Origin of the sequence: Nocardioides sp. Root151, assembly GCF_001427925.1 — a bacterium.
Lineage (GTDB): Bacteria > Actinomycetota > Actinomycetes > Propionibacteriales > Nocardioidaceae > Nocardioides.
In genome coordinates this window covers 57,277-77,718 of record NZ_LMGG01000005.1, presented here as the reverse complement: position 1 = coordinate 77,718, position 20,442 = coordinate 57,277, and the positions used below count along the sequence as shown (strand labels likewise).

At 71.5% G+C, this 20,442-nt stretch carries 17 protein-coding genes; 11 read left to right on the top strand and 6 right to left on the bottom strand.

Going from position 1 to position 20,442, the window contains the following annotated elements; translation table 11 throughout:
* Positions 1-15: 15 nt before the first annotated feature.
* Positions 16-576: a hypothetical protein gene (locus tag ASD66_RS15495; protein WP_056891532.1), complete on the bottom strand. Its 561-nt coding sequence runs from the start codon at positions 574-576 to the stop codon at positions 16-18.
* 268 nt (positions 577-844) lie between these two features.
* Between ASD66_RS15495 and hutH the strand changes: the two genes are divergently transcribed.
* From hutH to ASD66_RS15480, 3 genes are read left to right on the top strand one after another with little or no spacing between them, the layout of a single operon-like run.
* Positions 845-2,413 carry a histidine ammonia-lyase gene (hutH, locus tag ASD66_RS15490; protein WP_056891726.1) on the top strand — a complete coding sequence of 523 codons (1,569 nt, stop codon included), beginning with the start codon at positions 845-847 and terminating at the stop codon, positions 2,411-2,413.
* A complete protein-coding gene (gene hutU / locus ASD66_RS15485; protein ID WP_056683182.1) occupies positions 2,410-4,110 on the top strand; it encodes a urocanate hydratase in 1,701 nt (566 codons plus the stop codon). The genes hutH and hutU overlap by 4 nt, the downstream gene beginning before the upstream one ends.
* Before the next feature lie 43 nt (positions 4,111-4,153).
* Entirely contained in the window at positions 4,154-4,912 is a 759-nt protein-coding gene (locus ASD66_RS15480) for an AAA family ATPase (protein ID WP_056891531.1), read from the top strand.
* Between the two features lies 1 nt (position 4,913).
* Here the strand turns inward: ASD66_RS15480 and ASD66_RS15475 are convergent, their stop codons facing one another.
* From ASD66_RS15475 to ASD66_RS15455, 5 genes are all read right to left on the bottom strand, one after another.
* A complete protein-coding gene (locus ASD66_RS15475) occupies positions 4,914-5,441 on the bottom strand; it encodes a DUF1992 domain-containing protein (protein ID WP_056891725.1) in 528 nt (175 codons plus the stop codon).
* A 110-nt stretch (positions 5,442-5,551) separates the two neighbouring features.
* Entirely contained in the window at positions 5,552-6,442 is an 891-nt protein-coding gene (locus tag ASD66_RS15470; protein ID WP_056683174.1) for a hypothetical protein, read from the bottom strand.
* Positions 6,439-7,884 (bottom strand): MFS transporter, encoded by a 1,446-nt coding sequence (locus ASD66_RS15465; protein WP_056891530.1) that lies wholly within the window; start codon positions 7,882-7,884, stop codon positions 6,439-6,441. Before ASD66_RS15465 ends, ASD66_RS15470 begins: the two co-directional genes overlap by 4 nt.
* Positions 7,881-9,209, bottom strand: coding sequence for a M20/M25/M40 family metallo-hydrolase (locus ASD66_RS15460; RefSeq protein WP_056891529.1), 1,329 nt, complete (start codon positions 9,207-9,209; stop codon positions 7,881-7,883). Before ASD66_RS15460 ends, ASD66_RS15465 begins: the two co-directional genes overlap by 4 nt.
* 16 nt (positions 9,210-9,225) lie before the next feature.
* Positions 9,226-9,819, bottom strand: coding sequence for a nitroreductase family protein (locus tag ASD66_RS15455; RefSeq protein ID WP_056683163.1), 594 nt, complete (start codon positions 9,817-9,819; stop codon positions 9,226-9,228).
* 87 nt (positions 9,820-9,906) lie between these two features.
* On the opposite strand from ASD66_RS15455, the gene ASD66_RS15450 reads away from it, so the two are divergent.
* The 8 genes from ASD66_RS15450 (at position 9,907) to ASD66_RS15420 (ending at position 20,437) form a co-directional block, all read left to right on the top strand.
* Positions 9,907-11,127, top strand: coding sequence for an allantoate amidohydrolase (locus ASD66_RS15450; protein WP_056683160.1), 1,221 nt, complete (start codon positions 9,907-9,909; stop codon positions 11,125-11,127).
* A complete protein-coding gene (locus tag ASD66_RS15445) occupies positions 11,124-12,452 on the top strand; it encodes a formimidoylglutamate deiminase (RefSeq protein WP_056891528.1) in 1,329 nt (442 codons plus the stop codon). Before ASD66_RS15450 ends, ASD66_RS15445 begins: the two co-directional genes overlap by 4 nt.
* Positions 12,453-12,472: 20 nt before the next feature.
* Positions 12,473-13,615, top strand: coding sequence for an imidazolonepropionase (hutI, locus tag ASD66_RS15440; protein WP_056891724.1), 1,143 nt, complete (start codon positions 12,473-12,475; stop codon positions 13,613-13,615).
* Positions 13,616-13,699: 84 nt separating this feature from the next.
* Entirely contained in the window at positions 13,700-13,858 is a 159-nt protein-coding gene (locus tag ASD66_RS24495) for a hypothetical protein (protein ID WP_156388729.1), read from the top strand.
* A 59-nt stretch (positions 13,859-13,917) separates the two neighbouring features.
* Positions 13,918-16,878 carry a helix-turn-helix transcriptional regulator gene (locus ASD66_RS25640; protein ID WP_162250981.1) on the top strand — a complete coding sequence of 987 codons (2,961 nt, stop codon included), beginning with the start codon at positions 13,918-13,920 and terminating at the stop codon, positions 16,876-16,878.
* 75 nt (positions 16,879-16,953) lie between these two features.
* Entirely contained in the window at positions 16,954-18,918 is a 1,965-nt protein-coding gene (locus ASD66_RS15430) for an MFS transporter (RefSeq protein ID WP_200950080.1), read from the top strand.
* Positions 18,915-19,502 (top strand): SGNH/GDSL hydrolase family protein, encoded by a 588-nt coding sequence (locus ASD66_RS15425; protein ID WP_056891527.1) that lies wholly within the window; start codon positions 18,915-18,917, stop codon positions 19,500-19,502. Before ASD66_RS15430 ends, ASD66_RS15425 begins: the two co-directional genes overlap by 4 nt.
* A complete protein-coding gene (locus tag ASD66_RS15420) occupies positions 19,499-20,437 on the top strand; it encodes a sucrase ferredoxin (protein WP_056891526.1) in 939 nt (312 codons plus the stop codon). Before ASD66_RS15425 ends, ASD66_RS15420 begins: the two co-directional genes overlap by 4 nt.
* The last annotated feature ends 5 nt before the right edge of the window (positions 20,438-20,442 follow it).

Here is a 20,442-nt window from a genome sequence, read left to right as displayed (position 1 = left end):
ACCGTGGCGCAGGCGTCAGGCGCGGTGATTGGGCCCGTTGAGGTCGAAGAGGCTGCCGTCGCTGTTGCGCAGGCTCCCGTCGGGGTAGGTCAGCGTGCCGTCGGGATTCGCGAGGGTGCCCTGTGGGTGCTGCGGCGCGTGGCTCGGGTCGCCCGTTCCGGCGGAGTGAGTCGTGCCCATGTGGGTGGTCGAGCCCGGCTGGGGCGTCGGGTCCGGGGTGGTGGGTGAGTAGTCCTTCGCCTTGTGGTCGACGTCCGGGTCGAGGCGGTCTGCCTCGCGCACCCTGCCCTCGACGTCGGCCTGCTGCTGGTCGACGGCGCGCTGCTTCTCGGCGGCCCGCTGTTCGGCACGCTCGGCCTCGAGTCGGACCTGATCGGCCTCCGTCTGGGCGGCTCGCGCTTCCTGGTCCGTGTTCTGAAGGCTGCCGGCCCGGCCGGCTGCCTCGTGGCGCAACTCGTCGGCCCGGGCCCGACGTGACTCGGCCCGCTGCTTGTTGATCAGTGCGGCGATCACGGCCGCCAGCGCCAGTACGACGACTACGGCGACGATGATCCAGATGATCGTGCTGGTCTCCACGGGAATCTCCAACCTGTTGGCGGGTGGCGCGCGCCCGGGGTGCAGGCGCCGCCCAAGGGTGTCCGGTACCCGTCCGATCCGGTCTTGCACCTTCTTGTCGAGATTTGTGTCGCGCAACAAGAATCCGGTGTTCGCGCATCAACGACACGCGGTTCGCGCATCAAAAACCCACGGTTCGCGGAGGGGAGGGAGGGGGAGTCTGGGATTCGAGACTGTGGGCGGCGGTAGGCACTGGTCGGGGGTGCTGGACCGGAGTTGGATGGTCGGCATGGACACCGTCGCAGTTGGTATCACCGTGGGCACCGGCCCGGTTTCGTTCGAAGAGCTCGTCGCCGTCACCCGCGACGGCGCCGCGGTCGCCCTCGGCGAGGACGCGCAGGCCGCGATCAACCAGGCCCGCGAGGTGATCGAGGAGCTGGCCGCCGGCGAGACCCCGACGTACGGCATCTCGACCGGGTTCGGGGCCCTGGCCACCCGCCACATCCCCACCGAGATGCGGGCCCAGCTGCAGAAGTCGCTCGTGCGCTCGCACGCCGCGGGCTCCGGCCCCGAGGTCGAGCGCGAGGTGACCCGCGGGCTGATGCTGCTCCGGCTCTCGACCCTGGCCACCGGGCACACCGGCATCCGCCTCGAGACCGCGCAGCTGATGGCCGACCTGCTCACCCACGGCATCACCCCGGTCGTGCACGAGTACGGCTCCCTCGGCTGCTCCGGCGACCTGGCACCTCTGAGCCACTGCGCACTCGCGCTGATGGGCGAGGGCGAGGTCCGCGACGCCGCCGGCACCCTGATGCCCGCCGCCGACGCGCTCGCCGCCGCCGGGCTGAAGCCGGTCGAGCTGGCGGCCAAGGAGGGCCTCGCGCTGATCAACGGCACCGACGGCATGCTCAGCATGCTGGTGATGGCGATCGCCGATCTGCGCATGCTCCTGCGTACGGCGGACATCGCGGCCGCCATGTCCGTCGAGGGCCAGCTCGGCACCGACCGGGTCTTCGCCCCCGAGCTGCAGGCGATCCGCCCGCACCCCGGGCAGGCGCTGTCGGCGGCCAACCTGACCTCGCTGATGGCCGAGTCCGGCATCGTCGCCTCGCACCGCGGGCCCGACTGCAACCGTGTGCAGGACGCCTACTCGCTGCGCTGCTCGCCGCAGGTGCACGGCGCGGCCCGAGACACCGTCGAGTACGCCGCGCAGGTGGCCGGCCGCGAGCTGGCCAGTGCCGTCGACAACCCCGTCGTGCTCGCGGCCAGCGACGGCCAGGGCGCGAGGGTCGAGTCCAACGGGAACTTCCACGGTGCCCCGGTCGCCTACGTGCTCGACTTCCTGGCGATCATCGCCGCCGACGTCGCCTCGATCAGCGAACGCCGTACCGACCGGTTCCTCGACAAGGCGCGCAACCACGGGCTGAACCCGTTCCTGGCCGACGACCCGGGCGTCGACAGCGGCCACATGATCGCGCAGTACACCCAGGCCGCGATCGTCTCCGAGCTCAAGCGCCTGGCCAACCCGGCATCGGTCGACTCCATCCCGTCGAGCGCCATGCAGGAGGACCACGTCTCCATGGGCTGGTCGGCCGCCCGCAAGCTGCGCCGATCCGTCGACGGGCTCACCCGGGTCGTCGCCATCGAGGTGCTCACCGCCGCCCGTGCGCTCGACATGCGGGCCCCGCTCGAACCGTCGCCGGCCACCGGTGCCGTCGTACGACTCCTCCGCGACGCGGGGGTGCAGGGCCCCGGCCCCGACCGCCATCTGTCGCCCGAGATCGAGACCGCCGTCTCGCTCGTCCAGTCCGGAGCGGTGCTGGCCGCCGCCGAATCAGTGATCGGAGAACTCAAGTGACTGAGCAGAACCCGCGCCTGCCGATCCACGCACCGCACGGCACCGAGCTGACCGCGAAGTCGTGGCAGACCGAAGCCCCGCTGCGGATGCTGATGAACAACCTCGACCCCGAGAACGCCGAGCGCCCCGAGGACCTCGTGGTCTACGGCGGCACCGGCAAGGCGGCCCGCAACTGGGAGGCGTACGACGCCCTGGTGCGCACGCTGCGCACCCTCGAGGACGACGAGACGATGCTCGTCCAGAGCGGGAAGCCGGTCGGCGTCATGCGCACCCACGAGTGGGCGCCGCGGGTGCTGATCGCCAACTCCAACCTGGTCGGCGACTGGGCCAACTGGGAGGAGTTCCGTCGACTCGAGGACCTCGGGCTGACGATGTACGGCCAGATGACCGCGGGCTCGTGGATCTACATCGGCACCCAGGGCATCCTGCAGGGCACGTTCGAGACCTTCGCCGCGGTGGCGGACAAGATCTCGACGAGTTCGATCGCCGGAGAGGGCGGCACGCTGGCCGGGACCATCACGCTGACCGCCGGACTCGGCGGCATGGGTGGCGCGCAGCCGCTGGCGGTCACCATGAACGACGGCGTCGCGATCTGCATCGAGTGCGACCAGTCCCGCATCACCCGCCGCATCGAGCACCGCTTCCTCGACGTGCAGGCCCGCGACCTCGACCACGCCCTGGAGCTGGCCGTCGAGGCCCGCGACGCCCGCAAGCCGCTGTCGATCGGCGTGCTCGGCAACGCGGCCGAGCTGCTGCCCCGGCTGCTCGAGCAGGGCGCCCCCATCGACATCGTCACCGACCAGACCTCCGCCCACGACCCACTGTTCTACCTGCCGGTGGGTGTGCCGTTCGAGGAGTGGCAGGCCCGGCGCGAGGCAGACCCCGAGGGCTTCACCAAGGAGGCCCAGGCCTCGATGGCCACGCACGTGCGGGCGATGGTGGAGTTCCAGGACGCCGGTGCCGAGGTCTTCGACTACGGCAACTCGATCCGCGACGAGGCCCGCAAGGGCGGCTACGACCGGGCGTTCGAGTTCCCAGGCTTCGTGCCGGCCTACATCCGCCCGCTGTTCTGCGAGGGCAAGGGCCCGTTCCGCTGGGCCGCACTCTCCGGCGACCCGGCCGACATCGCGGCCACCGACCGGGCGATCAAGGAGCTCTTCCCGGCCGACGAGAAGCCGGAGTACGCCCGCCTGCACAAGTGGATCGACATGGCCGGCGAGCGGGTCGCGTTCCAGGGCCTGCCCGCCCGCATCTGCTGGCTCGGGTACGGCGACCGCCACCGCGCCGGCCTGAAGTTCAACGAGATGGTCGCCTCCGGCGAGCTCAAGGCGCCGATCGTGATCGGACGCGACCACCTCGACTGCGGCTCCGTCGCCTCGCCCTACCGGGAAACCGAGGCGATGAAGGACGGCTCCGACGCGATCGCCGACTGGGCGCTGCTCAACGCACTGGTCAACACCGCGTCCGGCGCGAGCTGGGTCTCGATCCACCACGGTGGCGGCGTCGGCATGGGCCGTTCGATCCACGCCGGGCAGGTCTGCGTCGCCGACGGCACCGACCTGGCCGCGCAGAAGATCGAGCGGGTGCTGACCAACGACCCCGGCATGGGCGTGATCCGCCACGTCGACGCCGGCTACGAGCTGGCCGCCGAGGTCGCGGCCGAACGCGACGTACGCATCCCGATGCAGGAGTCCTGACCGCTTCCAGAAACACTGCCAGCACTGCTGGCAGGATGACGGGATGAGTGAGTCCCGGGAGGTCGTGGCAGCGGTCGCCGACCTCGTCGCCGACGTACGCCGGCCGGTGCTGGTCGGCATCGACGGCCCGGACGGCTCCGGCAAGACGCACTTCGCCCGGGCACTGGTCGACGAGCTCGCGGCTCGCGGCCGGCCCGTGGCGCGCTCGTCGGTCGACCACTTCCACCACCCCCGCGAGCACCGCCACGCGCTCGGGCGGACGCCGGAAGCGGTGTGGGGCCGGCACTTCGACTACCGCGCGATGCACCGCGAGCTGCTCGACCCGTGGCGCGTCGGCCCGGGGTCGACGTACACCCCGGTCTGGCACGACGTCGACACCGATGCGTACGTCGACCCACAGCCGGCCAGCGTTCCTGCGCAGGGGGTCCTCGTGGTCGACGGGGTTTTCCTGCAGCGTCCCGAGCTGGTGGGCCGGTGGGACCTCGCGGTCTACCTCGACGTGCCGCCCGAGGTGACGGTGGCCCGGATGTCGGAGCGTGACGGCACGCCGGCCGACCTCGCGCACCCGGACCAGCAGCGCTACCTGCGCGCCCAGGAGATCTACCGCGAGACGTGCGATCCGGTCGGGCTGGCCGACGTCGTGATCGACAACGCCGACTGGGAGAAGCCCGCGTTGCGCGTGGTCGGTGCCGCCGACGTGTGGCGTCGCGAGGGCGCCGAGATCGTCCGCGAGGTCAGGCTGCCCGCCGACGACGTCGCACGCGCAGCGGCGATCGACCGGCTCGCCGACGCAGGGTCGTAGATCAGCCCCTGCGCCACCAGCGTCGTCGGGCCTCGTCCGTCTCGCGTTGACGGGCCGCGGCAGCCTCGCGCTTCGCCGTACGACGAGTGCGCCACGCCTCCACCTCGGCCTCGACGTCACGCAGGGCCGTGACCACCGGCGGGCCACCCTCGAGCTGCCGGCGGGCGTTGACGATACGGCGGTTGAAGTCCTCGAGCGTCGAGCGGACCTGCTTCTCGCCGGCCTGCTTGTCGAGCACGGACTCGAGCTCGAGGTCTTCCTTGCGCAGCGCCAGGGCGGGCGGCAGGATGCTGATCTTCTCGCGCTCGACCAGCTTCTTGAGCCACCAGTCGGGGTCGTGGTGCTCGCCGAGGTCGTCGATCGGCTTGCCCGCGCCGGGCAGGTCGTCGAACTCGCCGCGCTCCATCGCCTGCTTGACCTGCAGGTCGACCCACAGGTGCGGTTCGCGCATGCGGGCAGCCGCGGCAGCACTGCCCTCAGGCGTACTTCTCTCGGGTCGGTCCTCGGGCTGGTTCTCACTCGCGGACACGTTCACCACCTCCTCGTCGACGGGAGCTCCGGCTCCAGACTACGTGGGTTTGGGGTGCCACCGAGGGGGCAAGAGGTGCGTGCTGCGCAACCCCGGTGGCCTCTCGGGCGTCACCGGGGCAGCGCGTGGCCCCGGTTCCGCGTCCTCAGCACGACACCGACCACGATGCGCACCAGCAGCGTCGCGGCCGCGACGATCACCAGCGTCCACAGGCTGGTCCAGAGCGACGACGCCAACGTGTCCCACACCGCGCCGAGCAGGTCCTCGTCCGGCGAGCGTTCGACGACCCGGTCGCGCGCGACGGACAGTACGGCGGCGAGCAGCAACAGCGTGATGATCGACCCGACGGCCAGGCGGCCGAGCGTCGCCAGGCGGCGGCGCGCGGTCAGCAGCAGCACGATCACCAGCACCACCCAGGCGATCGGCAGCCAGTAGCCAAGCCGGTCGATCGCGACGTAGCCGCTGCGGAACTTCTCCAGGTCGGAGGTCTTCATGACGTTGATGAACGTCGCGCCCGCCACCCGCGGCGTCGGGATGCCCGACCGGTCGAGGTCGCGTTCGAGGTAGGTGACCAGCGGCTCGAGGTCGATGGTGACGTAGCTGCCCGAGGTGTCGACGTTGCTGTTGTCGTTCTCCAGGACGGCGATCGCCTGCTGGTGCACGGTGCGGTTGGCGCTGGCCCAGACGGTGCGGAAGCGCCTGTCGGAGGTGACCTGCTTGATCACCCGGTTGACCTGGGTGGTCTGCTGGCCTGCTGCCGGGGTCCTGGCCATCGCCCGGACGGCTGCGATCTCGAGCTCGCGGCGTACGCCGGCCAGTACGTGCGGGTCCTCGGCCAGCGGCGTCACGGTCTCGACGTACTCGTCGGTGTCGGTGACCACCGCTGCGGTCCAGCTGCTGACCAGGGCGAGAGGGAGCAGCAGTGCGGCGATCAGGACCAGCAGGAAGGTGAGCGGACCGGGAAGGCGAGGGACGTGGGTCCGGCGTCGTTCATCGGTCACTCTGGCTCCTGGGGCTCCTTGGGGATGACGAAGAGCGCCAGTGCCGCGATCAGGGCGGCTGCGGCGCACACCGACCATACGGTGAGGTAGCCGCCGAGGGCGGCATGCCCCTCCTCGGGCCCCTCGAGGGATCCGGTTGCCGAGAGCGCGATCGCGAAGACCGCCGAAGCGATGGCCCCGCCGACCGTCTTGGTGGCATTGGTCATGCCGGTGGCGAAGCCGGTGCGCTCGGGTGGTGCGGCCGCCGCGGCCGCAGCGGGCAGCGCCGCCACGAGTGCGCCGGAGCCGATGCCGGCCACCGCCATGTTGATCAATGCCTGTGCGGTGGAGTCGTGGAACGGCAGGAACAGGGCGTAGCCGAGGGCCACCAGCAGGCAGCCGACGATCATCGCGCCGCGGGCACCCACCACGCGCGCCACGAGCGGCAGGGTGAGGGCTCCGATCACCAGTGCGACGACGTACAACCCGATCAGGGTGGACACGAACCCGGCGTCGGCGCCGAGGCCGTAGCCGGCCTCCGCGGGTTCGGTGCGGGCGAACGTCGACAGCGGGATCTGCGCGCCGAGCACCGACATGCCGAACAGGAACGCGGTCAGCTGGATCGGCCACTGGTCCGGCCGGGCGAAGAGGCGTACGTCGATCAACGGCTCGGACTGGCCTGCCTCGTAGCGGATGAACGGCACCAGGCTCAGCGCGCCCAGCACGATCAGGCCCCAGGCGAGCAGGCTGTCGACGCCCTGGAGGCGGACCACGATCAGGCCGCCCATCACCAGCCCGAGGGTGAGTGTGATCAGGCCGAGGCCGGGCAGGTCGACGCCGCCGGACGAGACCCCGCGGACGTCCTCGATGCCGAACCAGATCACGAAGAAGCACGCGGTGACCACGATCGCCGGCAGCGACAGCAGGAACGTCATGGACGTCGCCTCGACCAGTGCGCCGCTGGTCAGCGCGCCGATGATCACGCCGGTCTCGAGCGCCGCGACGAGGAACGCCGCGGCCCGTCGGGTGAGCACGGTCTGCTGGCCCGACGCGGCGGTGCGGCGGTGGATGATCGCGACCTCGAGCGGCAACCACACGACGTATGCGCCCTGGAGCGCCCAGCCGATCAGGAACGTGGTGAACGACGGCGAGAAAGCGAGCATCCACGAGCCGAACGCGGTCACCGCGGTCGAGATGAGCAGCACGTTGCGGTGGCCGATCAGGTCGCCCAGGCGGGCCAGCAGCGGTACGACGAGCGCGGAGAGGATCAGCTGGGCGGCCTCGAACCAGTTGACGTCGGCGTCACGGATGCCGAGGTGGTCGGCGATGTCACTGAAGATCGGCGTGTAGTAGCCCTGCAGGACGCCGCTGGCCAGCTCGACGCAGACCAGGAAGCCGACGATCGCCCACAGCCCGGGGACGACCGGGCCCTTCTGCTGCGCCGGTGCCATCGGCTGCGTCATCGGAGTCCCTCGACCAGGCGCCGGTAGAAGCCGACACCCTCGAGGTAGTCGTCCACCCCGATGCGTTCGTCGTAGCTGTGGATCGACTCGCGTTGCGCCTTGGTCATCCGGAACGGCGCGAACCGATAGACCCGCGGGCAGATCGCGGTGAAGAAGCGGGAGTCTGTCGCGCCCATCATCACGTACGGCGTCGCGACCGCGTCGGGGAACGTGGTCGCGATGGTGGCCTCGAGCAGCCGGAACGCGTCGTCGTCGGTCGGGGAGAGCGGGCTCGGCTCGTTGCTCTCGACGATGTCGACCTTGACCCGTTTGTCGTTGACCACCGTGCGGATCCGGTCGACCACCCCGGCCACGGTGTCGCCGACCATGATCCGCACGTTGATGCCTGCGGTGGCCCGCGAGGCGATCACGTTGTTGGCCGGCGATCCGCTCAGCGTGGTGACCACGGTCGTCGTACGCGTCATGGCGGCGGACTCGGGGCCGGCCGCCACCAGTGCCCGGGCCAGCGCGGGCCTGAGCCGGTCGACGTTGCGGGCGATCGGCCGCAGGGGCAGCGGCAGGTGCGCCGCCAGGCGTCGGAACATCTCCACCGTGGGCTCGGGCACCGAGCTGGGGAACGGGCTCTGGTCGAGCCGGAGGATGGCCCGGGCCAGACGGGCCGTGGTGTCCATCCTCGTCGGCATGCTGGCGTGCCCGCCGCGGCCCTCGACGGTGAGCCGGACGTTGGTGATGCCCTTCTCGGTGACGCCGATGACGGCCAGTGGCTTCGAGACACCTGGGAAGGCGTCGTAGGCGACGGCGCCGCCCTCGTCGAGCACGAACCACGGCTCGACGCCACGTTCGGTGAGGATGCGGACCGCCTCGGGGGCGGCCTTGCCCATCACCTCCTCGTCGCAGCCGAAGCTGAGCCAGACGTCCTGCGCGGGCGTGAATCCCTGCCCCAGCAGGGATTCGACCGCCTCGCAGATGCCGGCCAGGCAGCCCTTGTCGTCGAGGGTGCCCCGGCCCCAGAGCACGCCGTCGTGGATCTCGGCGCCGAATGCCGGGTGCTGCCAGGTGTCGGACTCCTCGACGGGGACGACGTCGATGTGCGCCATGAGTACGACGGGCCTGGCGTCGCTGGCGCCTCGCCAGTGGAAGAGCAGGCCGTGGTCGAGCACGACGGTCCTGTCGAGTTTCGCGTGCAGCAGGGGGAAGCTCTCGGCCAGCTGCCGGGCGAACTCCTCGAACGCCGTCGTGTCGGTGCGCGCGCGGTCGGCGTACGACACCGTCGGTATGCGGATCAGTGCCTGGAGCCGCCCGATCGGCGTGCTGGGGTCTCCCATGGCGCGACCCTATGCGCTACCAGCCGTTGCGGTGCACGACTTCGTCCACTGCCCTTCGCCTGCGCCGCGAGGGCGATCCCTTCGAGCCGGTGTCGGGGAGCCGGTGGCCGACGGTGATCGCGCCGATCGGCTTGAACTCCGGCGGTACGCCGAACTCGTCGCGGAACGACTGCGTGCACCCGTCGGGGATGCCGAAGAAGCACGCACCGAGGCCCTCGTCGACCGCGGTCTGCAGGATCAGCATGGCCGCCATGCCGGTGTCGATGTGCCAGTAGGGCACCGGCCAGCGCTGGTGGGAGGACTCCTTGTCCTCCTCGGCGTAGCGGGTCAGGTAGGCGTCCTTGTGGGACAGCGGCACGATCACCACCGGCGCCGTGCGCATGCCGTCCAGCCAGTCGTTGCTCGCGCCCTCGTCGGGGCTGGTGGCGCGCCAGAACCGCGCCACCGACTCGGGGGTGTCCAGACGCAGGAACGCCCAGCCCTGGGTGAATCCGGCGCTCGGTGCGCGGGTGGCGTGCTCGAGCATCCGGTCCAGCACGGCCGGGTCGACCGGGCGGTCGTCGTACCGCCGAACCATGCGCCGTCGTCGGACGACCTCACTGAACTCCATGGGCGGGAGCATCCCACGTCTCGGATCCGAGACGCGTCGCGGGCGGGCCGCGTTGACCCGGGGACCCGCGACCGGTGGACTGTCGGGGTGACCTTCGAGCAGCTGTGGCGTGACCTCGACCCGATCGGACGCTCGGCGAGCAGCGGCGGCTACTTCCGACAACCCTTCGGATCCGCAGAGCGCGAGTGCCACGCCTGGTTCCTCGAGCAGTGTGCGACCCGCGGGCTCGAGGTCGAGTCCGACGGCAACGGCAACACGATCGGCTGGTGGCGCGCCGCGTCGGCGGGGGGTCCGGGCGTCCTCACCGGCTCCCACCTCGACTCCGTGCTCGACGGCGGGGCGTACGACGGTCCGCTGGGCGTGGTCTCGTCGTTCGCGGCGATCGATCACCTGCGCGACCGTGGCTTCGTGCCCGCGCGTCCCATCGGCATCGGCGCCTTCGTCGAGGAGGAGGGCTCACGCTTCGGGCTCGCCTGTCTCGGCTCGCGCCTGATGACCGGTGCCACCACTCCCGAGCAGGCCCGGGAGCTGCGTGACCGCGCCGGCGTCCCGTTGCTCGACGCGATGTCGGCGGCCGGTCTGGAGCCCGAGCTCGGCACCGGTCACCTGCTCGAGAACGTCGGGGTCTTCGTCGAGCTGCACGTCGAGCAGGGCCGCGACCTCGTCGACCGTGGCGCGGCCGTGGGTGTGGCCAGCGAGATCTGGCCCCACGGGCGCTACCGCTTCGACTTCACCGGCGAGGCCAACCACGCCGGCACCACCCGCATGGAGGACCGGCACGACCCGATGCTGACCTACGCGATGACCGCCCTGGCGGCCAACAAGCAGGCCAGGCTGTCGGGGGAGCGGGCCACGTTCGGCCGCATCGAGGCCGTCCCCAACGGCACCAACGCCGTGCCCTCGAGGGTCACCGCCTGGCTCGACGCGCGCTGCGCCACCGACGACTCGTTGGCGGCGCTGATGGCCGAGATCGAGCGGATGGGCCACGACCGGGCCGGACTCGACGGCACAGTGCTGGCGGTGACCGCGGAGTCGGTCTCCGGGGCGGTGCACTTCGACGACGACCTGGCCAGGCGGCTCGCGACCGGCCACGCTGTCGGTGACTGGCCGATCATCCCGACCCAGGCCGGCCACGACGCCGGCGTCCTCTCCGCCGCGGGCATCCCGACCGCGATGCTCTTCGTCCGCAACCCCACCGGGGTCTCCCACTCGCCTGCCGAGTTCGCCGAGACCGCCGACTGCCTGGTCGGCGTCGAGGCACTCGCCACGACGCTGGAAAGACTGGCTGGAGAGGGTGCGGCCGGGTGAGCACGTCCTACCTGCTGGAGAAGGCACTGGTCGGCGATCGGGTCGAGGACGACGTCGTCGTGACGGTCGAGGACGGCCGCTTCGTCGACGTACTCCCCCGGCACACGGGCGACGGGGACGCGCGGCCGATCCGGCTGGCCGGGCTGAGCCTCCCGGGGCTGGCGAACTGCCACTCACACGCGTTCCACCGGGCCCTGCGCGGCCACACGCAGGGCAGTCACACGCGGGGCGGCCTGGGCAGCTTCTGGACCTGGCGCGAGCAGATGTACGCCGTCGCCGAGCGCCTGACCCCGGAGACGTACTACGAACTGGCCCGGGCCACCTACCGCGAGATGCTCGCCGCGGGCATCACCGCGGTGGGTGAGTTCCACTACCTGCACCACCAGCCCGACGGCACGGCGTACGCCGACCCGAACGAGATGGGCCACGCGCTGATCGCCGCGGCGAGGGACGCCGGGATCCGGATCGCGCTGCTCGACACGTGCTACCTCGCGTCCGGTATCGGCAAGGAGCCCGAGGGCGTGCAGGTGCGCTACTCCGACGGTGACGCGGACCGCTGGGCGGAGCGTGTGGACGCACTGAAGGGCGATGACTCGACCGTCATCGGTGCCGCGATCCACTCCGTGCGCGCCGTCCCGAAGGACCAGATCCCGACCGTTTCCCACCAAGCACGAGGCAAACCCCTCCACGTGCACCTCAGCGAGCAGGTCGCCGAGAACGAGCAGTGCCTGGCCGCCCACGGTTGCACGCCGACCGAGCTGCTCGAGGGTGCCGGCGCCCTGGGCGAGATGACCAGCGCGGTCCACGCCACCCACCTCACCGACCACGACCTGGCCCTGCTCGGCGGGTCACAGGCCCGCGCCTGCTTCTGCCCGACCACCGAACGGGACCTCGGCGACGGCGTCGGACCGGCCCGCGCCCTGGCCGACCACGGCGCCCGGCTGACCCTCGGGTCCGACAGCCACGCGGTGATCGACCCGTTCGAGGAGATGCGCGCGGTCGAGCTCGACGAGCGCCTGGCCACCCAGAAGCGCGGCCACTGGACGGCGATCGACCTGCTGCACGCCGCCACCCACGAGGGCCACGTCAGCCTGGGCTTCCCCGACGCCGGCCGCATCGCGGTCGGGCAGCGCGCCGACCTGGTCACCCTCGACCTGGCCAGTCCACGCACCGCCGGCACCGGCGCCGGCCCCGAGACGGCTGTCTTCGCAGCCGTCGCCGAGGACGTCCGCTCGGTGATGGTCGACGGCGTGCTCCACGAGACCGCAGCCACCCGTCACGAGATCGGCCACGAACTGCAGGCCGCGATCGAAGGAGTCCGATGAGCAGTCCGATGAGCAGTCCGATGAGCACCCTGGTCACCAACATCGGCGAGCTGGTCACCTGGCAGCACGACCGGCCCACCCTCGACCGGGCGGCGATGGTCATCGAGCACGGCAAGGTGGCCTGGGCGGGCCCGGCGATCGACGCACCGGAAGCCGACACGACGTACGACGTCGGCGGCCGGGCGGTCATCCCGGGCTTCGTCGACAGCCACAGCCACCTCGTCTTCGCCGGCGACCGGGCCGAGGAGTTCACCGCGCGGATGGCCGGCGAGGCCTACGCCGCCGGCGGCATCCGTACGACGGTGCGTGCGACGCGCGCCGCCACCGACGAACAGCTCACCTCCCACGTGGGCCGGCTGGTGCAGGAGATGCGCCGGCAGGGCACCACCACCCTCGAGATCAAGAGCGGCTACGGACTCAGCGTCCTCGACGAGGCCAGGTCGCTGGCCGTCGCGCGACAGTTCACCGACGAGACCACGTTCCTCGGCGCCCACGTCGTGCCCGACGGCACCACTCCCGAGGAGTACGTCGACCTGGTCACCGGCCCGATGCTGGCCGCGGCGGCACCACACGCCAGATGGGTCGACGTGTTCTGCGAGACCGGCGCCTTCGACGCCGACCAGGCCCGCACCGTCCTCGAGGCCGGGATCGCCGCCGGACTGCGGGGCCGCATGCACGCCAACCAGCTCGGAGAGGGCCCCGGCGTGCAGCTCGCCTGCGAGCTCGGGCTCACCGCGGTCGACCACTGCACCTACCTCAGTCGCGCCGACGTCGACGCGCTGGCGCAGAGCGGCACGATCGCGACCCTGCTCCCCGGGGTCGAGTTCTCCACGAAGCACCCGTTCCCCGATGCGCGTGCCCTGCTGGCGGCCGGGGTGTCGATCGCGATCGCCACCGACTGCAACCCCGGGTCGTGCTTCACCAGCTCCATGCCGTTCTGCATCGCCCTCGCCGTACGCGAGATGGGGCTGACCCCGACCCAGGCGCTCGACGCCGCCACGCGCGGTGGAGCCGGGGCGCTGGCCCGCGACGACGTCGGCACGCTGACGGTCGGGAGCCGGGCCGACTTCGCCGTCCTCGACGCCCCGAACCACCTGCACCTGGCCTACCGGCCCGGCGTACCACTTGTGCAGGAGACATGGGTGGCGGGTCGGCGAATCTGACCCCCCGGATCTGAGGCACCCAGGAGCCCACCTAGGGCTCACGCCCCATGTGGTGGCCTACCTCAGGCGCGCAGTCTCTGTGGCATGGACACGAACAGCATCTACTACGCCAACGCCGAGATCGACTACCGCAACAACCGGAACCGTGAGCTGTGGAAGCCCGTCCGCCGTCGTCGCAAGCTGCGCGACGCGGACCGAATCCCTTCAGTACGCCGCCCACTGGACGACGACATCGCGAGTTGAGCACCGTGCGGGTGAAACCCGCGAGCGAAACCACCCACGAACCCGGCATCATGGGGGACGTGGCGTCTCTCGGAACTCAACAGGCCCTCGTCGGACGCGACACCGAACTCGCTGAGCTCAGCGAAATGCTCGGAGTCCGTCCGCCGAGGGTCGAGGCGCGCCAGAACGCCCAGCCCACTGCCCAGTCCAATGCCCAACCGAATGTCGTGCTCCTGGCCGGTGACGCCGGGGTCGGCAAGACCCGCCTGCTGACCGAGCTGCGCGACGTCGCCTTCGCCGAGGGCTGGCAGGTCGTCGCCGGCCACTGCCTCGACTTCGGCGACAGCGCCCTGCCCTACCTCCCGTTCTCCGAGGTGATGGGCCGCCTTGCCACCGACCTGCCCGACGTGGTCGACACCGTCGCCGGCATGCACCCTGGCCTCGGCCGCCTCCAACCCGGCCGCCGCATGCTCAGCGGCGACGCCGGAGAGGGCTCGGTCGACCGATCCGACATCTTCGAGGCCGTGCACGCCCTGCTCGAGGCCGCCGCCGCGAAGGCCCCGACGCTGCTGGTGATCGAAGACGCCCACTGGGCCGACCAGTCCACCCGCGACCTGATCAGCTTCCTGTGCAGCCGGCCCTTCCTCGAGCCGGTCGCGATGGTGGTCAGCTACCGCGCCGAAGACCTGCACCGCCGCCACCCCCTGCGTGCCCAGGTTGCCGAGTGGTCCCGCATCCGCGGCGTCGAGCGCCTCATGCTCAGCCCCCTCGGCCCGGCAGCCGTGCGCGAGCTGATCCGCGAGCTGCACCCCGACACCCTCACCGAGTCCGGTGTCTCCGACATCGTCGACCGCGCCGAGGGCAACGCCTTCTTCGTCGAGGAGCTGGTCGGCGCGACCTGGGCCTCCCGTGTCCCCGAGGACCTCGCCGACCTGCTGCTGGTCCGGCTCGACCGGCTCGACGACGTCGGCCGCCAGGTGGTGCGCGCCATCTCCGTCGCCGGACGCCGGGTCTCCCACCGCCTCCTCGTCGAGGCCAGTGGCGTCTCCGAGGGCGACCTCGACCGCGCCCTGCGCTCCGCGGTCGACTCCCACGTCCTGGTCACCTCGCGCGACGACGCCTACGCCTTCCGCCACGCCCTGCTGGCCGAGGCGATCTACGACGACCTGCTCCCCGGTGAACGGGTCCGGCTGCACGCGTCGTACGCCGGGGCCCTGCGCGACGGTCGCGCCGGCGGTACGGCGGCCGAGCTCGCGCACCACGCCCGGGCGGCCCGCGACTTCGCCACCGCACTCGATGCCAGCATCCGTGCCGGTGACGAGGCGATGGCCGTCGGTGGGCCTCAAGAGGCCTCGCGTCACTACGAGCACGCCCTCGAGATCGCCAGCGACCCGAAGCTCGCCGCCGACATCGACGTGACCGACCTGGTGGTCAAGGCCAGCGACGCCCTGCTCGCCGTCGGCCAGCCCCACCGCGGGCTGACGTTGCTCGAGCGACACCTGGCCTCCCTGTCCGACGACACCGACCCCGAGGCGCTGGCCCACCTGCACCTGGCCGCTGCCCAGACCGCCCAGCTGTTCGACAACGACGCCAACTGGGAGGCGCATGCCGAGCAGGGCTATGCCCTGATCCCCACCGAGCCGACTCGCGGACGTGCCAAGCTGCTGGCCATCTTCGCCCGGGTGATGCTCGGCAGCGACACCAAGGAGCGCGCCCGCGAGGCCGCGATGGAGGCGCTCGCGCTCTCCGAGACGCACAGCCTGTCGAAGACCGCGGCCGACGTGACGGTGACCATGGTCGGCCTCGACAAACGAGTGCCGATGGAAGAGCTCGAGGTCGCCCTCGAAGACGCCGTACGCCGCGGCCTCGAGACCGGTGCGATCAACTCCGAGCTGCGCGCGCTCTATCTGCTCGGCCGCGCCTATCAGGACCGTGGTCGGTTCACCGAGGCCTGCGAGGCTTTCGCCCGGGGCACCGCACGGGCCAAGGAGGCCGGCGTGCCGTGGGCGCCGTACGCCTTCGACTGCCGGTTCCAGCACGCCCAGATCGCCTACGTGGTCGGCATGTGGGAGTCGGTGCTCGCGCTCACCGACATGACCGGGCAGTCGCCGCCGACGATGGCCGAGGACATGCTGGTCGCGCTGCGGCTGGCCGTCCTCACCGCCCGCGGTGGGGCGCACGCGACCGAGCTGCGCAGGCTGCGCAAGCACTGGGCGCGCGACGGGGTGCTGGCGATCATCTCGGCGCCGGTCGAGATCGAGGCGCTCGGACGGGCCGCCAAGCCGCAGGCCGTGGTCGACACCCACGACCTGGTCATCGACACGCTCACCCCCAACTGGCCCGAGCTCTTCCAGGCCCGGGTGCGCTTGTCCACGGTCACCATCGCCGCCCTCTCGGCGTCGGTCCCGGTGATGAGCACCGACGAACGGGCGACGTACGCCGCCACTGCCGAGAAGCTGCTCGCCGTCGGGCACCGCGTCCTCGACGCGGCCGCGGAGTCCGCGGTGCTGTGGGGTCCCGAGGGGCGGGCCTGGGGCAAGCGGCTCGACGCCGAGATCCTGCGCTTCCGCTGGCTGGCCGGCATCGACACCCCGCCGGTCGACGACCTCATCGAGATCTGGCGCGAGACGGTGATCCTCTTCGAGGACTTCGGGCACGCCCTCGAGCTGGCCTGGGCGCGCACCCACCTGGCGTCGGTGCTGCGGGCGTCGGGTGACGTGGCCGGAGCCCGCGAGCTGGCCGACCTGGCCCGCGAGTCCGCGCAGACGCTCGGCGCCAAACCTGTCCTCGACGCGTTGAAGTCGCTCGGCACCACGCCGGTGCGGGCCGAGTCGGCGGCCTCGACCACGCTGACCCCCCGCGAGACCGAGATCCTGACCCTGGTCGCGGTCGGGCGCACCAACGGCGAGATCGCCAAGCAGCTGTTCATCAGTGTGAAGACGGTCAGCGTCCATGTGTCCAACATCCTCGGCAAGCTCGGCGCGTCCGGACGCACCGAGGCCGCGGCGATCGGGCGCAGACGCGGGCTCATCCGGGACTGATCCGGGACTGATCGCCGGGGGCTGACGGGTGCTGGCAGACTGCGGGGTGTCCACCACCACCGTCAGGAGCCGGGTTTGACCACAGCCGCGCGTCGGGCACCCACGTGGGCGGTCATCACGGTGCTCTCGCTGGCCGGCATGCTCGCCGCGCTGCAGCAGACCCTGGTCGTCCCGCTCACCCCCGAGATCCCGCAGATCCTGGACGTCTCCGAGGCGAACGCCTCGTGGATGGTGACGATCACGCTGCTCACGGGCGCGGTGGCCACCCCGATCGTGTCCCGGCTGGCCGACATGTTCGGCAAGAAGCGGATGATCCTGACCGCGCTGGTCTGCATGGTGCTGGGCTCGCTCATGCTGGCCATCGGCACGGTGTTCCTGACCGCCCTGATCGGCCGGGCGCTGCAGGGCTTCGCCGCGGCGATGATCCCGGTCGGCATCAGCATCATGCGCGACGAGCTGCCGCCCGCCCGGGTCGGCTTCGGTGTCGCGCTGATGAGCGCCACCCTCGGCATCGGCAGTGCGCTCGGGCTCCCGTTGTCCGGCGTACTCTTCGAGCACTTCGGCTGGCACTCGCTGTTCTGGGTGTCGGCGTCGTTCGGGGTGCTGGTCACGGCCGGCGTCTACCTGCTCGTCGACGAGTCCGACGTCCGTTCTCCGGGGCGCTTCGACTACCGCGGCGCCGTCCTCCTCTCGGTCGCGCTCACCTCGTTCCTGCTCGCGGTCACCAACGGCGGACAGTGGGGCTGGACCAGCCCCGAAGTGCTCGGCTGCCTCGCGTTGTCCGCCGTCGTGATGGCGGGCTGGTTCCCCTACGAGCTGCGGGTCGGCGAGCCCCTGGTCGACCTGCGTACGTCGGCACGCAAGCCGGTGCTGCTGACCAACGTCGCGTCGGTGCTGATCGCCTTCTCGATGTACGTCAACATGCTGCTCACCGTGCAGCAGCTCGAGCTGCCCAAGGCCACCGGCTACGGCTTCGGCCTCGACGTCAGTGCCGCCGGGCTGGCGATGGTGCCCTCGGGACTCGTGATGGTGCTGCTGTCCCCGGTCTCCGGCATCCTGCTCGCCCGGTACGGCGGGCGCAGCACCATGTTCCTCGGCTCCGCGATCATGGCCAGCGGCTACGTGTTCCGCATCTTCGTGCACGAGTCGGTGCTCCAGATCATCATCGGGGCGACGCTCGTCGGCATCGGCACGGCGTTCGCCTTCGCGGCCATGCCGACGCTGATCATGGCCTCGGTGCCGATCACCGAGACCGCCTCCGCGAACGGCCTCAACTCGCTGATGCGGGCGGTCGGCGGGTCGACGTCCAGCGCCGTGCTCGCCGCGATCCTGACCTCGATGACGGTCGGCTTCGCCGGGCGGCAGATTCCCGCCGAGCACGCGTTCACGCTGATGTTCTGGCTCTCCGTGCTGGCCTGCTTCGTCGCCTGCCTGGTCATCCTCCGCATCCCGGTGCCTTCGACGGTGGCTGCCGGACGCGAGGGCGTCCCGGCGGTGGCGGTCGCCGGAGACCGCAGCGAGACCGTCGTGCGCGGCCGGATCCTGCCCGGCGGCGACGTGCCCCGCCAGACCCACACCATCGTCACGGTCACCCGCATGGACGGCCGGCCGGTCGACTGGGCCCGCTGCGACAACGAAGGCCGCTTCTCGGTGGCGCTGCCCGGCGCCGGGCAGTACCTCCTGATCGGCAACGCCGGCGGCTGGGCGCCGCAGGCACAGGTGCTCGACTTCCGTGGTGGCTCGCTGCAGCACGATGTCGCGCTGGAGCGACAGCTGACCCTGTCGGGCACGGTCACCGACGGTGGCGCGGTCGTCCCCGGAGCCCTGGTCACGCTGCACCAGGGCGGCGGCGACTTCGTGCTCTCCGACCACGCCGACGACGAGGGCGAGTTCACCGTGCCGCTGCCGCTGGCGGGCATCTACATCGTCAGCGCGGCCGGGGCCGACTCCGGTCGGGCCGCCTCCCGCAAGCTCACCGTCGGCGCCAAGTCAGAGGTCATCGACATCGACCTTGCCATGGAGATCAGGGCCGACGCGTGAGGCTCCTGCTCACCGGCGACTCGATCACGGCGGCCGGCCGCGACCTCACCGACCCGACCGACCTCGGCACCGGGTACGTCGCCCGCGTCGCCGCGGCCCTGCCCGCTCACGAGGTGCTGAACACCGGCATCAACGGCCACCGGGTCCCTGACCTGCAGCAGCGCTGGGGGCGCGACGTGCTCGCGCACGCCCCGGACGTCGTCTCCGTCATGGTCGGCGTCAACGACATGTGGCGCCGCTACACCCGTCAGGAGCCGACGCCGGTGTCCCGGTTCGAGACCGGATATCGCGACCTGCTGGTCCGCACCCGCGCTGCCGGCGTCGAGCGCATCATCGTGCTCGAGCCGTTCCTGCTGCCGGTGCGCGACGAGCAGTGGTCGTGGCGGGCCGACCTCGACGAGAAGATCGCCATGGTGCGCCGACTGGCGCAGGAGTTCGACGCGGACCTGGTGGCCACCGACGGGCCGATGGCGCAGGCCGCGTCGTCGGTCGGGGCTCGCGCGCTCGTCAGCGACGGCGTGCACCCGACGCCCGAAGGGTTCGACGTGCTCGCCGACTGCTGGCTCGGGGTGTTCGGCGCATGACGGACCCCGCGAACGTCTCCTCCGACCGGTTCCGGTGCTCGGTCGGTGCACTCGACGAGCAGTTGGCCGGATCGGCGGCCGTCGACGCGGCGTACCTCCTGGTCGAGCAGACCGGCCCCTGGGGCAAGAAGGCCCTCGCCGAGAGCGGCCTGCCCGAGCACGTACGGACAGGTCTCGCCGAGACCGCCGCCGCGGCCGGCGTACGCGTCCAGCTGATCAGGCGGCACGGTCGCTCCTCGACGACCGAGGCCTTCCGGGTGTTCCTCGGGTACGCCGCTCCGGGTCGCGCGTGGCTCGAGACCACCGTGTTCGAGGTGGCCGACGACCTGCTCGACCTCGATCTCGACGGGCTCGCCGAGGGCCGGTCGTCGGGCCTCGAACCAGTCGAGCACCCGCTGCTCCTGGTCTGCACCAACGGACGCCGCGACGCGTGCTGTGCCGAGTTCGGCCGGCCCGTCGTGGCCGCGTTGAGTGCTGGGCACCCGCAGGAGACCTGGGAGACCACGCACCTGGGCGGGCACCGGTTCGCCGGCGCCATGCTCACCCTGCCGCACGGCATCTCCTACGGTCGCCTCGACGTCGAGTCGGCCGAACGGGTGGCCTCGGAGACTCTCGCCGGCCGCCTCGTGCCGTCGCTCATGCGCGGCCGGACGGCGTACGACCCGCCGGTGCAGGCCGCGGAGATCGCCCTGCTGGAGGCCCGCGGGGAGACCCGGGTCGACGGTCTCGAGCTGGTCGAGGTCAGCCCGCCGGCCCAGGCGAGCTCGGCGCGGGCCACGACCAGCAGCGTGGTGTTCCGGCACCGTGTCGCCGGATCGACGACCCTGCACCGGGTGACCGTGACCGAGACCCCGGGCGATCCGGTGCGGGCGAGCTGTGCCGATGCGAAGACGAAGCCCACGAAGGCGTTCCGGGTCGAGATCGGGCGCTGGTAGCAACG

What these genes read in the sequence shown, in the direction of transcription:
- hutH (WP_056891726.1), top strand. Translation starts at nt 845, where the DNA reads ATGGACACCGTCGCAGTTGGTATCACCGTGGGCACCGGCCCGGTTTCG.
- ASD66_RS15480 (WP_056891531.1), top strand. Translation starts at nt 4,154, where the DNA reads ATGAGTGAGTCCCGGGAGGTCGTGGCAGCGGTCGCCGACCTCGTCGCC.
- ASD66_RS15465 (WP_056891530.1), bottom strand. Translation starts at nt 7,884, where the DNA reads ATGACGCAGCCGATGGCACCGGCGCAGCAGAAGGGCCCGGTCGTCCCC.
- ASD66_RS15460 (WP_056891529.1), bottom strand. Translation starts at nt 9,209, where the DNA reads ATGGGAGACCCCAGCACGCCGATCGGGCGGCTCCAGGCACTGATCCGC.
- ASD66_RS15455 (WP_056683163.1), bottom strand. Translation starts at nt 9,819, where the DNA reads ATGGAGTTCAGTGAGGTCGTCCGACGACGGCGCATGGTTCGGCGGTAC.
- hutI (WP_056891724.1), top strand. Translation starts at nt 12,473, where the DNA reads ATGAGCACCCTGGTCACCAACATCGGCGAGCTGGTCACCTGGCAGCAC.
- ASD66_RS24495 (WP_156388729.1), top strand. Translation starts at nt 13,700, where the DNA reads ATGGACACGAACAGCATCTACTACGCCAACGCCGAGATCGACTACCGC.
- ASD66_RS15420 (WP_056891526.1), top strand. Translation starts at nt 19,499, where the DNA reads ATGACGGACCCCGCGAACGTCTCCTCCGACCGGTTCCGGTGCTCGGTC.